Source organism: Paraburkholderia sp. MM5384-R2 (genome assembly GCF_014201025.1).
GTDB classification, from domain to species: Bacteria; Pseudomonadota; Gammaproteobacteria; order Burkholderiales; family Burkholderiaceae; genus Paraburkholderia; species Paraburkholderia tuberum.
Genome location: NZ_JACHDI010000015.1, coordinates 120,980 through 134,546, shown reverse-complemented (window position 1 = coordinate 134,546; position 13,567 = coordinate 120,980). Strand labels below are relative to the sequence as shown.

10 protein-coding genes are annotated in these 13,567 nt (G+C 66.4%); 9 read left to right on the top strand and 1 reads right to left on the bottom strand.

Features of this window, described 5'->3' with window-relative positions:
- Window positions 1–310: 310 nt before the first annotated feature.
- The 9 genes from fusA (at window position 311) to HDG37_RS22970 (ending at window position 12,512) form a co-directional block, all read left to right on the top strand.
- Entirely contained in the window at window positions 311–2,416 is a 2,106-nt protein-coding gene (fusA, locus tag HDG37_RS23010; protein ID WP_184051575.1) for an elongation factor G, read from the top strand.
- A 203-nt stretch (window positions 2,417–2,619) separates the two neighbouring features.
- The gene (locus tag HDG37_RS23005) at window positions 2,620–3,147 is read left to right on the top strand and encodes a cupin domain-containing protein (RefSeq protein ID WP_184051573.1); all 528 of its coding nucleotides are present in this window, start codon (window positions 2,620–2,622) and stop codon (window positions 3,145–3,147) included.
- A 38-nt stretch (window positions 3,148–3,185) separates the two neighbouring features.
- Window positions 3,186–4,205, top strand: coding sequence for a HoxN/HupN/NixA family nickel/cobalt transporter (locus HDG37_RS23000; protein ID WP_184051571.1), 1,020 nt, complete (start codon window positions 3,186–3,188; stop codon window positions 4,203–4,205).
- 455 nt (window positions 4,206–4,660) lie between these two features.
- On the top strand, window positions 4,661–6,334 hold the full coding sequence (locus tag HDG37_RS22995; RefSeq protein ID WP_184051569.1) for an ABC transporter substrate-binding protein: 1,674 nt from the start codon (window positions 4,661–4,663) through the stop codon (window positions 6,332–6,334).
- Window positions 6,335–6,375: 41 nt separating this feature from the next.
- Complete coding sequence (locus HDG37_RS22990; RefSeq protein WP_184051567.1) at window positions 6,376–7,404, top strand: ABC transporter permease; 1,029 nt, start codon at window positions 6,376–6,378, stop codon at window positions 7,402–7,404.
- Window positions 7,401–8,297 carry an ABC transporter permease gene (locus HDG37_RS22985; RefSeq protein WP_184051565.1) on the top strand — a complete coding sequence of 299 codons (897 nt, stop codon included), beginning with the start codon at window positions 7,401–7,403 and terminating at the stop codon, window positions 8,295–8,297. Before HDG37_RS22990 ends, HDG37_RS22985 begins: the two co-directional genes overlap by 4 nt.
- A complete protein-coding gene (locus HDG37_RS22980; protein ID WP_184051563.1) occupies window positions 8,294–10,483 on the top strand; it encodes an ABC transporter ATP-binding protein in 2,190 nt (729 codons plus the stop codon). The genes HDG37_RS22985 and HDG37_RS22980 overlap by 4 nt, the downstream gene beginning before the upstream one ends.
- A 420-nt stretch (window positions 10,484–10,903) precedes the next feature.
- Window positions 10,904–11,722 carry a hypothetical protein gene (locus tag HDG37_RS22975; RefSeq protein ID WP_184051561.1) on the top strand — a complete coding sequence of 273 codons (819 nt, stop codon included), beginning with the start codon at window positions 10,904–10,906 and terminating at the stop codon, window positions 11,720–11,722.
- A 328-nt stretch (window positions 11,723–12,050) separates the two neighbouring features.
- Window positions 12,051–12,512: a Rap1a/Tai family immunity protein gene (locus HDG37_RS22970; RefSeq protein ID WP_184023091.1), complete on the top strand. Its 462-nt coding sequence runs from the start codon at window positions 12,051–12,053 to the stop codon at window positions 12,510–12,512.
- A 93-nt stretch (window positions 12,513–12,605) separates the two neighbouring features.
- On the opposite strand, the gene HDG37_RS22965 is transcribed toward HDG37_RS22970, so the two are convergent.
- A complete protein-coding gene (locus HDG37_RS22965) occupies window positions 12,606–13,451 on the bottom strand; it encodes an aldo/keto reductase (protein WP_184051559.1) in 846 nt (281 codons plus the stop codon).
- Between the last annotated feature and the right edge of the window lie 116 nt (window positions 13,452–13,567).

Here is a 13,567-nt window from a genome sequence, read left to right as displayed (position 1 = left end):
ACCGCCGGGCCGCGTGTCCGTGCAGCCCCGTAAATGGCCCCGGAGCGGCCTCTGAGCGGGGGCACCGTCCCGCCACGCTATCCAGCGAAAAGCCGGCGTCTCAACCCGAGGCGCCGGCTTTTTTTCGCCCGCTCAGCCCCGCGCCACCAGCCTTCGCGCCGGCTGGCAGGATTCATGCAAAAGACCAATCGACGCGCTATCCTTGTAATCTCGACAAGGTAACGCCAGATAAAGCACCACTCAGACTTCCCGGGCGGCCCACGCGGTCGCCCGGCATGCGTTTCAGGCGCGCCATTACAAGGAGATTCACGTGCCCCGCAAGACTCCCATCGAGCGCTACCGGAATATCGGCATCAGCGCTCACATCGATGCCGGCAAAACCACCACCACCGAACGGATCCTGTTCTACACCGGCGTGACCCACAAGATCGGCGAGGTTCACGACGGTGCGGCGACGATGGACTGGATGGAACAGGAGCAGGAGCGCGGCATCACGATCACGTCGGCGGCCACGACCGCGTTCTGGAAGGGTATGGCCGGCAACTATCCCGAGCATCGGATCAACATCATCGACACCCCCGGGCACGTCGACTTCACGATCGAAGTCGAGCGCTCGATGCGCGTGCTCGACGGTGCCTGCATGGTGTACGACTCGGTCGGCGGCGTGCAGCCGCAATCGGAAACCGTGTGGCGCCAGGCGAACAAGTACAAGGTGCCGCGCATCGCATTCGTCAACAAGATGGACCGCGTTGGCGCGGACTTCTTCCGCGTGCAGCGGCAGATCGGCGATCGTCTGAAGGGGGTCGCCGTGCCGATCCAGATTCCGATCGGCGCGGAAGAGCACTTCCAGGGCGTGGTCGATCTCGTGAAGATGAAGGCGATCTACTGGGACGACGACAGCCAGGGCATCAAGTTCGAGTACCGCGACATCCCGGCTGAACTCGCGGCCACCGCGAAGGAATGGCACGACAAGATGGTCGAGGCCGCGGCCGAGGCGAACGAGGAACTGCTCGAGAAGTACCTCGGCGGCGAACCGCTGAGCGAAGCCGAAATCAAGCGCGGCATCCGCGCGCGCACGATCGCCAACGAGATCGTGCCGATGTTGTGCGGCAGCGCGTTCAAGAACAAGGGCGTGCAGGCGATGCTCGACGCGGTGATCGACTATCTGCCGTCGCCGGTCGACGTGCCCGCGATCACCGGTCACGACGAGCACGACAAGGAAATCGAGCGTCATCCCAACGACGACGATCCGTTCTCGGCGCTCGCCTTCAAGATCATGACCGACCCGTTCGTCGGTCAGCTGATCTTCTTCCGCGTGTACTCGGGCGTCGTCAACTCGGGCGACACGGTCTACAACGCGGTCAAGGAAAAGAAGGAACGCCTCGGCCGGATCCTGCAGATGCACGCGAACGAGCGCAAGGAAATCAAGGAGGTCTACGCGGGCGACATCGCCGCGGCCGTCGGCCTGAAGGAAGCGACCACCGGCGACACGCTCTGCGATCCTGATCATGTGATCATCCTCGAAAAGATGATCTTCCCGGACCCGGTGATCTCGCAGGCCGTCGAACCGAAGACCAAGGCCGACCAGGAAAAGATGGGCATCGCGCTGAACCGTCTCGCGCAGGAAGACCCGTCGTTCCGCGTGCAGACCGATGAGGAATCCGGACAGACGATCATCTCCGGCATGGGCGAACTGCACCTCGAAATTCTGGTCGACCGGATGAAGCGCGAGTTCGGCGTGGAAGCGACCGTCGGCAAGCCGCAGGTCGCGTATCGCGAAACCGTGCGCAACAAGGTCGAGGGCGTCGAAGGCAAGTTCGTCAAGCAGTCGGGCGGCCGCGGTCAGTATGGCCACGCGGTGATTACGCTGGAACCGTCCGAGCAGGGCAAGGGCTACGAATTCGTAGACGCGATCAAGGGCGGCGTGATTCCGCGCGAATTCATCCCCGCGGTCGACAAGGGCATCGTGGAAACGCTGAAAGCCGGCGTGCTCGCGGGCTATCCGGTCGTCGACGTGAAGGTCACGCTGACTTTCGGTTCGTACCACGACGTCGACTCGAACGAAAACGCGTTCCGCATGGCCGGCTCGATAGCGTTCAAGGAAGCGATGCGCAAGGCGAAGCCCATCCTGCTCGAACCGATGATGGCCGTCGAGGTGGAAACGCCCGAGGACTTCATGGGCAACGTGATGGGCGACCTGTCGAGCCGACGCGGCATGGTACAGGGCATGGAAGACATCGCGGGCGGCGGCGGCAAGCTGGTGCGCGCGGAGGTGCCGCTCGCCGAGATGTTCGGCTATTCGACGTCGCTGCGCTCGGCCACCCAGGGCCGCGCGACCTACACGATGGAGTTCAAGCATTACGCCGAGACGCCGAGCAATGTCGCCGAGGCCGTGATCAACACGAAGAAGCAATGACGCTGACGCGGCGGCGTTGAGCGCGACAAGCCGAAGCCTGCTCCCTGTGAGCGGGCTTTTTTTTATGGCGCCGTTTGCATCGTCGAGCCACGCACCCGTTTTTTGAACGTGCCAGAATGTCGATCAGCCATGCGGCACGCGCCTGAATCGTAAGACCGAAGCGAACGACTCGAACGCGGCACGTCAGCCGAGGAGGAGACACCATGAGCCAGGATCACGAACATCCGCATTACCGGGCCGAGCACGAAGCCGCCGAAGCCAGCCAGCAGATCGACTGGCGCGAACACGGCGTGAAGGTCATCCGCGGCGATCGGCTCGACACCAACACCGCGCAAACGCCGGGCATGAACCGCGCGGCCGCGATCAACGCGGCGCGCGTCGGCGCGCAGAAAATCTGGGCCGGCACCGTGACGATCCATCCGAATGCGAAGACCGGCGCGCATCATCATGGCGCGCTCGAAAGCGTGATCTACGTTGTGCGCGGCCGGGCGCGCATGCGCTGGGGCGAGCATCTGGAATTCACCGCCGAGGCCGGTCCCGGCGACTTCATCTTCGTGCCGCCCTATGTGCCGCATCAGGAGATCAACGCGAGCACCGACGAGCCGCTCGAATGCGTGCTCGTGCGCAGCGACAATGAAGCGGTCGTCGTCAATTTGAACATCGACGCCGTGGAGCAGCCGGAAACGGTCTACTGGGTCGATCCGATCCACAAGCATCCGCACGATCACTAAGCCGCTCATTAACCTATCCATTCATCCGCTCGTGCCACATGACGCCTAACGCCTCGCTGCGCCCTCGCCTAGTGGCGCTCTACGCGGTGCTGCTCGCCGCCAACCTCGGCGCATGGCTGTGGGCGCTAATCGCGTTTCGCCACTACCCGCTGCTGCTCGGCACCGCGCTGCTCGCGTATGGCTTCGGTCTGCGTCATGCGGTCGATGCCGACCACATCGCGGCGATCGACGCCGTTACGCGCAAGCTGATGCAAACCGGCATGCGACCGGTCTGGATCGGGCTCGCGTTTTCGCTCGGCCATTCGACGATCGTGATCGCGGCGACGATCGGCATCGCCTGGACCACGCATTCGCTGAATGGGCGCTTCGAAAGCTTCAAGGAAGTTGGCGGCACGCTCGGGACACTGGTTTCCGCGTCGTTCCTGCTGGTGCTCGCGGCGGTCAATCTCGTGGTCCTGCGCGACGTGTGGCGCCGCTACCGGCACACGCAACGTGGCGACGCTGCGGCCACAGCGTCAGCCGATGCGCTCGCTCCAGCCGGGCTGCTGTCGCGCGCATTGCGGCCGCTGTTTCGGCTGGTCACGAAAAGCTGGCACATGTATCCGGTCGGCGTGCTGTTCGGTCTCGGCTTCGACACCGCGACCGAGATCGGCCTGCTCGCGATCGCTGCGTCGCAGGCCAGCACTGGCCTGCCGCTCTATTCGATCCTCGTGTTCCCGGCGCTCTTCACGGCCGGCATGACGCTTGTCGATTCGACCGACAACGTGCTGATGGTGCACGCGTACGGCTGGGCAATGGACGACCCGAAGCGCAAGCTTTACTACAACGCGAGCATCACGTTCGTGTCGGCGATGGTCGCGATCGTGATTGGCGGCGTCGAGGCGCTGGGGCTGCTGTCGGATCGCTTCGGCTGGAGCGGCGGGGTGACGGATGCGATCGTCGGAATCAACGATCATTTCGGCGCGCTCGGCTATGCGATCGTCGCGGCCTTCATGGCGTGCTGGATCGGCTCGGTGCTGTTTCATCGCTGGAGACGGCCGGATACGGCGGCACGATAAGTGGCCACGGGAAAAGCTCATTCGACACAAGCGACGGAATGCATAGGACAATCTCCTCATGAAGGCTGTCCATGAGGTCTCCGTAGAAATCTCTGCTCGAACAGATTTCCTTGAGAGTTCCACCTTGTGGAGTTCGAAACCGCATTTCGCACCGTGTTGCTCCGCCAATCCATCCACAATCGCGGCCGCCCCTCGCGAGCACGCGTCCGGTAACCGTTGTGACGACGACACACCGCGCGTCATTTATCGGCCGATCGACTAGCGCGGCGCGCCCCCGGTGCGCCAGAGCCGCGAGCAATCGCTTAAACTGAGACCGCTCTACACAGCGTTGCCCTTTCGCGATAGCGGCCCCACCACATCCCACCGCCCATCGGAAGGCGCGCTGCCCCTCGCGCCGTCGCGCGGCTCGCGCGACGCCTCCGAATCAGCAACAGAACGGGTTGGACACGCCATCGATGAAAACGCCAGCGGACCGATTTCTCGCACCTGACGCATTGGACGCAGCCCGCCTCACAGCCGACGCCTACGGCAACCACGCCCTCGACGAGCTTGTCGCCGGCCGCATCACGCGCCGCGAGCTGCTACGACATGCGAGCGTGATCGGTCTGTCGCTCGCGGGTGGCGGCCTGCTCGGCGCGCCGCGAGCGCGGGCGCAAGGTGCACCGCCCACGTCGAACCAGACGATCCGCGTCGCGCATCTGACGCCGGCGGGCGCCGTCGATCCGCTGACGGTGACTGACGCCGCGAGTCTCGCGCTGCTGAACCAGACCGGCGAATTCCTGATCGACGACGACGGCGAGAAGCTGATGCTGAAGCCCGCGCTCGCGCTGTCGTGGAAGCCGAACGACAAGGGCAACGTGTGGACCTTCAAGTTGCGGCCCAACGTGAAATTCCACGACGGCCAGAGCTTCGGCGCGAAAGACGTGGTCACAACCTTCGACCGTCTCGCCGATCCCGCGAGCGGCTCGGCTGCGCTATCGGTACTAAAGGGCGTGCTGTCGAAAGGCGGCGCGAAGGTCGTCGACGAACACACGGTGGAGTTTCACCTCGACGCGCCGACCGGCAATTTCCCGTACTACGTTTCCTCGGATAATTACAACGCGGTGATCCTGCCCGCGAACTTCGCGGGCAACTACGAAAAGAGTTTCATCGGCACGGGTCCGTTCAGATTCGAAAAGTATCAGCCGAAGGTTGGCGCGTCGTTCGTGCGTAATCCCGACTACTGGGGCGAAAAAGCGTTACCGCAACGCGTACAGTTTTCGTTCTACGCCGACGAGCAGGCTCAACTGCTCGCGTTGCAAGGCCATCAGGCCGACGTGATGGGCACGTTCACCGTGCAGGGCGGCGCGGCCATCCTGAACAATCCGGACTACAAGGCGGTCGGCGTCAAGTCGAGCGCGCACCGCCAGATTCACATGCGCAACGACAGCCCGCTCTTCAAGGACAAGCGCGTGCGTCAGGCACTCGCGTTGTCGCTCGATCGCGACGTGATCGTGCGCGGTCTCTTCAAGGGTCGCGCACAACTCGGCAACGACAGCCCGTTCGCGCCGGTGTTTCCATCGTCGGATGCGGGCGTGCCGCAACGCAAGATCGACGTCGCGAAGGCGAAGCAGCTGCTCGCGCAGGCCGGCGTGCCGAACGGTTTCGACGTCACGCTGACCACCGAAAAATACATGGAGATCCCCGACCTCGCGGTCGTCGTGCAGAACGCCGCGAAGGCGATCGGCGTGCGCATCAATCTGAAGGTCGAGAGCCAATCGCTCTACTACGGCGCGGGCACGCCGGGCAAATCCGATTGGCTCGACTCGCCGCTCGGCATCACCGATTACGGCCATCGCGGCGTGCCGAACGTGTTCCTCAACGCGACGCTGACGAGCAACGGCACATGGAACGCCGCGCACTTCAAGAATCCGCAATACGATCAACTGGTCGCGCAGTTCGTCGCGGCGATCGATCTCGCCACGCAAAGGAAAATCTCCGGGCAGATCCAGACGCTATTGCTCGACGAAACGCCGCTGATCATCCCGTTCTTCTACGATCAGCTGATCGCGATGCGCAAGGGCGTGAACGGCGTGCGCTTCACTGCGCTCGCGCAACTGTATTTCGATCGCGCGACGCTCAGCGCGTAAGCAGCGCGCTGTCCGTCTCGCTTTTCGCAGGAGAACTCACGATGTCGGCTCCGGCGCCCTCTCCCGCCTCGAATACATCGCGTCCGCCGCGCGCGACGAACGGCAACGCGGGCCGCGTCGCGCGTTTTCTCGCGACGCGCGCGGGTCTTTCGCTGATCACGCTGTGGCTGCTGTCGGTGATCGTGTTCGCGGGCGGCCAGCTGCTGCCCGGCGATATCGGCCGCGCGGTGCTCGGGCCGCTCGCCGATGCGCGCGCGGTCGCCGCGCTCGATCATCAGCTCGGCGCCGACCGGCCGCTGCTTACGCAATACATCGACTGGATCACGCATTTCGTGCGCGGCAACATGGGGCTGTCGTACGCGTATCGCGAACCGGTCAGGCCGTTCATCGCCGATGCGCTCGGGCATTCGGCGAAGCTCGGTCTGCTCGCGTTCATCGTCGTCGTGCCGCTCGGCATCGCGGGCGGCGTGTGGTCGGCGATGCATGCGGGGCGCTGGCTCGATCGCACGATCAGCATCGCCGGTTTGTCGGCGACCGTGGTGCCGGAGTTCGTGTCGTCGATCGTGCTGATTCTCGTGTTCGGCGTGTGGCTGCGCTGGCTGCCGATCGAGGCCTCATCTCCGCCCGATGCGAGCGTGCTCGAACAGCTGCGCCATCTGGTGCTGCCGGTGCTGCCGCTCGTCCTCGTGTTCTTCGGCTACATCGCGCGTATGGCACGCGCGGGCACCGTCGAAGCGCTCGACGCCGACTACACGCGCACCGCCATCCTCAAGGGCCTGCCGCGCCACGTCGTGATCTGGCGGCACGTGCTGCGCAATGCACTGCTGCCGACGATCACCGTCGCCGCCACCCAACTCGGCTACATGATCGGCGGACTCGTGGTGGTCGAGACGCTGTTCCACTACCAGGGCATCGGCTCGCTGATCTACAACGCCGCCAAGGCGAAGGATTTTCCAATGCTCGAAGCGGGCGTACTGACGATCGGCGTCGTCTATACGCTCGCGAATCTGGTCGCCGATGCGCTGCACGTGCTGCTCAATCCGCGACTGCGGGTGAGGACCGCCGAATGAATACGACCGTGCCGCCGGCTTCATCGACGCCACCAGGCTCGCCCGCGCCAGGCGCACCGGGCTCCGAGCCGCGTTTCCCGCGCCTCCTCCTGCTCCTCGGTTCGCCGACCTTCATCGTGGGCGCGCTGATCGTCGCGTGGTGGATCGTCTGCGCGATCGCCGGGCCGTGGTTCGTGCATCTCGATCCGTACGCGTCCGATCCGCTCAATTCGCTGACGCCGCCCGATCGCACGCACTGGTTCGGCACCGATCAGCTCGGCCGCGACGTATTCTCGCGCGTGATCGTCGGCGCGCGCGACATCCTGACGATCGCGCCGCTCGCGACCCTGCTCGGCACCGCGGCGGGCACCGCGCTCGGCCTGGTGGTCGGCTACTTCGACGGCTGGGTCGACGACGTGATCGGCCGCATGATCGACGCGGTGCTCGCGCTGCCGCTCGTGATCGTCGCGCTGCTCGCGCTCGCCGCGGTCGGTGCGTCGAACTTCACGGTGATTCTCGTGATCGGCACCACCTTCACGCCGATAACAGCCCGCACCGTGCGCGCCGCCGTGTTCGCAGAGCGGCATCTCGACTATGTGGCCGCCGCGCAGCTGCGCGGCGAACGCGCGCCGTACATCATGTTCGCGGAGATCCTGCCGAACGTGCTGCCGCCGATCGTCGTCGAAGCAACGGTGCGGCTCGGCTATGCGATCTTCGCGGTCGCGACGCTGTCGTTCCTCGGCTTCGGCATCCAGCCGCCGTCGGCCGACTGGGGGCTCGCGCTGTCCGAGTCGTACACGTTGATGGCGGGCGGCGCGTGGTGGACCGTCGTGTTTGCGGCGGGCGCGATCGCGTCACTGGTGGTCGGCGTCAATCTGATCGCCGACGGCGTGCAGGGAGTGCTCGACCAATGAACGGCCCACCGCCCTCCTCGTTCGCGGCGTTCGACGTGTCGAAAAGCGATCGCACCGATGCGCTGACCGTGGTCGGCCTGACGGTCACCTACCGGATCCGCGGACGCGATCGCGAAGTGCTGCAGGACCTATCGTTTCGCGTGCGACGCGGCGAGGCGTATGGGCTCGTCGGCGAATCCGGTTGCGGCAAGTCGACCGTGGCAATGGCGACGCTGCGCTATCTGCCGCGCAATGGCAAGGTGAAGGCCGGCAAGATCGTAATCGCCGGCGAGGACGTGCAGAAGCTGGGTGCCGACGCGCTGCGCAGCATGCGTGCGACGACCGTCTCGATGGTCTACCAGGACCCGGGGCGCGCACTGAATCCATCGCTGACGATCGCCCGTCAGGTTTCCGAAGCATTCGAGGCGGCCGGCGTCGTGCGCGACGAGGCGCTGCAACGCACGCTCGAGATACTCAAACGGGTCCGCATCGCGGCGCCCGAGCGCGTGATGAACAGCTATCCGCATCAATTGTCGGGCGGCATGCAGCAGCGCGTCGTGATCGCGATGGCGCTCGCGTCGAACCCCGCGCTGCTGATTCTCGACGAACCGACTACCGGCCTCGATGCGACCGTCGAAGCGGAAGTGCTCGACCTCGTCGCACGGTTGCGCGAGGAACTCGGCACCGCGGTGCTGTTCATCAGCCACAACCTCGCGGTGATCGGCCGCATGTGCGAACGCGTCGGCGTGCTGTACGCGGGCAAGCTGGTCGAGGAAGGCGCGACCCAGGACGTGTTCGCACGGCCGCGTCATCCGTACACGGTCGGGTTGCTGCGCTGCCTGCCGACGGCCGGACGCAGCAAGGACAGCGAGCGGCTCGATACGATCGCGGGCGGCCTGCCTCTGCCGGGCTCGGTCACGCAGGGCTGCATCTATGCGGAGCGCTGCCGTCTCGCCGACGAGCGCTGCCGCCGCGACGCGCCGCCGCCCTATCGCCTCTGCGCCCGGCATGGCGATCAGATGGCGCGCTGCCACTATCACGAGCGTGCGATCGAACTGCCGCGTGCGACATCGAGCGCGGCGCCGGTGGCGGCCGCATCATCCAACGCGGCGCCGCGCGCGCCCTCTGCGCCGGTCTTGCGCGCCCGGAACCTGTCGAAAACATTCCACGTATCGGGCGTCCCGCTGCGCGCGGTCGACGACGTGTCGCTCGAACTCGCGAGCGGCGAGACGCTCGGCCTCGTCGGCGAATCGGGCAGCGGCAAGACAACGCTCGCGCGGCTGCTGCTCGGCCTGCTCGCACCCGATGCCGGCAGCGTGCTCGAACTCGACGGCGCCCCGCTCGCCGCGCGCGTCACGCGACGCAGCGACGAGCAGCTGAAATCGCTGCAGATCGTGTTCCAGAATCCGGACTCGGCGCTCAATCGCGCGCATTCGGTCAAGCGGCTGATCGGCCGTGCGCTCGCGCGCTTCACCGCGCTGCGCGGGCCCGAGATCGACGCACGGCTCGCCACGCTGACGGACGCCGTGCGGCTGCCCGAGCGCTATCTGGATGCACGTTCGCGCCAGCTTTCGGGCGGACTCAAGCAGCGCGTCGCGATTGCGCGCGCGTTCGCCGGCGAACCACGCGTCGTCGTGTGCGATGAGCCGACTTCATCGCTCGACGTGTCGGTGCAGGCCGCGATTCTGAACCTGCTCGCCGATCTGCAGCGCGAGCGCGGCGTCAGCTACGTATTCATCTCGCACGATCTGCACGTGGTCCGCTATGTGTCGGATCGCATCGCGGTGCTCTACCTCGGCCGGCTGCTCGAAATCGGCCCGGCGGCGGCCGTGTTCGATGGACCGCAGCATCCCTATACCGAGGCGCTGCTGTCCGCCGTGCCGACGCTGCCGGGCGACGGTGCGTCCGGCGAGTTGCATCAACGTACGCGTATCCGTCTCACCGGCGAGTTGCCCGGGCCCGGTGCGATGCCGTCGGGCTGCGTGTTTCACACGCGCTGTCCGCGCAAGCTCGGCGCGATCTGCGAGCAGCAGGACCCGCCGTTTCTCGACGCGGACGGCGCCGCCGATTCGTCTTCCGCGCACCGGATTCGCTGCCATATTCCGGTCGCCACACTTCGCGAGCTGCAAAGCGAGCCGCGCGACGACAATGCGGGCGACCCGACGAATGGCGGCACCTCCGACGATGCGTCGGAAAACGCCAGCTAGCGTCGACTCGAACCTCATCGACGCACACCGCCCCTCTTAACGAATCCCGCGTCGGAACACGCTTTTGCGTCCGCGCGTTTCATCGTCGCAACGTTTTGAGGCGTTTTTCCGGCGTGCGCATCGCACATCCCGATATCGCCCGTGTCGCTTCAAGGCTTTGCGACGCGTGGCATGGATATCGCTAAATTAGCGGCCAGAGATTCGAAGCCAAACCGGGCGCGCAACGCCGCGCATATCCGCCCGACGAGCGTCACCACGCGATGGCGCGACCTCGCGCGATCAGCACGGCAGCGACGCGCGGACAACTTCGACACAACGGACCGGGGGTTCGACAAGACCCGCGTGCAGACAGGTCGGCCGGCGCTGGGGCAGTTCGCGAAGGCGGCAGCGAGGTACCGTCCTTCGCTCTGGAGACGCGCGATGAAGACCGGAAAATCAGATCAGTACTACTGTGCAACGATGCGCGGCGCGGTGGTCCTCGCGGGGGTCGCGGTGTTGGCGGGCGGGGCCGCGTACGGGGCGTCGACGGACGTGATCCCTCGCTCCATTGTGCTGGCCGATGCGTCGCGGGCTCAACACGGCGATTCAACGCCGCTGCTGCTCGCGCAGAACGACGGCGCGGCGACCGGCGCCGAGGCTGGCACGGCCACGGCCGCCGACGACGCCGCCTCGGTGTTCGCGCCGGCCGGCTGCGCCGGGCTCGGCGGTCCGGGCTGCGGGCGGCTCGGCGGCGGCAGTGGCAACGGCAGCGGTAATGGCGGCGCGGCGGGTTCGAGCAATAGCGGTGCTGGCGCAAGCGGCAACAGCGGCGCCGGGGCGGCGGGTTCAGGGAGCGGAATTGGGAGTGGCGGTAAGGGAAATAGCGGTAGTGGTGGCGGCGGTGGAAGCGGCGGTGGAAGCGGAGGTGGAAGCGGAGGTGGAAGCGGAGGTGGAAGCGGAGGTGGCGGTGGCGGCGGAGGCGGCAAAGGCGGCGGCGGCGGAGGCGGAGGCGGAGGCGGAGGCGGCGGCGGAGGCGGAGGCGGAGGCGGAAGCAGCGGCGGCAGCGGGAGCGGCGGCTGCGGTTGCGGAGGCTCCAACGGTGGCCCTAGCGGTGGTTTCGGCGGTGCGAATGGTGGTGGCTTCGGTGGTGGCTTCGGTGGCGGGTTCGGCGGAGGCTTTGGCGGAGGCTTCGGCGGCGGTCACGGAGGCAAGGGTGGCGGCAGCGGCGGCAGTGGCAACGGTGGCGGGAACGGGCACTAGGCGTCGCCCGTTGCCCCGGGTAGGGAGCTCCCCCGCGCCCTACCCGCCAGCGACATGTCCCGGCATACTGTCCGCTATCCGCTGGCAACGGCGGTGATGTCCCGATCCCCCGGTCGGGCGTCACCGCCGGAGGCCGGTCAGAGCGGCCCGCCCGCCTTCGGCGCGCGCTGACGGAATGGCTCGGAGCGCGCGCGCCGCGCCTCGCGCCATCGCGCGAACCGCACCGCGAGCGGCGGGAACACAACCTCCATTGCGTGCGAGTGTTATGGAACCAATCCGAGACCACCGCCTCATATCAAATTCATCGTTCGATATGAGGGCCCACAACATGCATAGAAGCGTCCCCCCCTCCGCGACCCGCACGGCAGCCGCCGTGCTGACCGCTGCCGCCCTGGGCCTCGCATCGCTCGCCAATGCGCAAACACCCGCGCAGCCAATGGCGCAAACCTTGTCGCAAGCGGCACCACCGGTCGATCCGAGCTTCTCCGCCTACTCGCTCGTCCAGAGCTGCAAACAGCGCCACGACAACGTCGCGCAAGGGCAATGCGTCGGCGCGATCCGCGGCATCATCCACGGCTATCAATACGGCGTGCTGTTCCTCTCGCAACGAGCAACCCTCCCCGCCAACGAAACGCAGCGCGTGTCGCTATGCCTGCGCGACGTGGCGGTGTCGTCGATCGTCGACGACTTCCTCGCCGATGCCGCCCAGGTGCCGGACGACGCGCTGCAGCACACCCCCGCCGAAGTCGCCGTGCTCGGCTCCGTGCATCAGCACCATCCCTGCACCTGAGCGCCGCGTCAGCGCGAGCGGCGTCATCGACACCCACAGCGCTTCGAGCCTTGCGCGCCGCCGTTGCGCAACGGACGGCGGCCGCGCCGGCGCTTACAACATCTCCAGCGCACGCTTGCCGCGCGGCGGCTTGAAGTACGCGTCGAGCGCGGCGAGTTCGCCGGCTTCCAGCACCAGTTGCGACGCGCGATGGTTGTCGCGCACATGCTCGACGCGCGCCGCCTTCGGAATCGCGCACACATTGGGCTTGCCCAGCACCCACGCGAGCGCCACCTGAAACACCGAGACGCCGCGCGCGTCGGCGATATCGTCGAGCGGCGAGCGTTTCGGCAGCCGCGCATGATCGACCGGGCTGTACGCCATCGCCGGCATGCCGCGCGCGGCGAGCCACGGCAACAGATCGAACTCCGGCCCGCGTCGCGCCACGTTATACAGAATCTGGTTGGTCGCGCACGCGTCGCCGCCTGGCGTCGCGACGAGTTCTTCCATGTCGTCGGTATCGAAGTTGCTGACGCCCCAGTGACGGACCTTGCCCGCGCGCCGCAGCGCCTCGAAGCCGTCGACGGTTTCCGCCAGTGGCACCGAGCCACGCCAGTGCAGCAGATAAAGATCGAGCCGGTCCGTTTTCAGACGCTTCAGGCTCTGCTCGCACGCGGCGATCACGCCGCGCCGGCTGGCGTTGTGCGGATACACCTTGCTGACCAGAAACACCTTGTCGCGCAAACCCGCGAGCGCTTCGCCGAGCAGCGACTCGGTCGCGCCGTCGCCGTACATTTCGGCGGTATCGATCAGCGCCATGCCGAGTTCGATGCCGCAGCGCAGCGCAGCGATTTCCGCCGCGCGTCGTGCCCGCTGCTCGCCCATTTCCCACGTGCCCTGCCCCAGTGCTGGCATGCGCTCGCCGCCCGGCAGGCTCACGCTTGCGATCTCGCTCGTCATGTTGACTCCTCGAAAGTGGCTCGATCCAGATGCGATGCGCTGGCCCGCCGCCTCATCACGCAACGCATGCTACTAAAAACCTGGCGACGAGTTTAGCGGCTCCGCGGCCTCGCAAC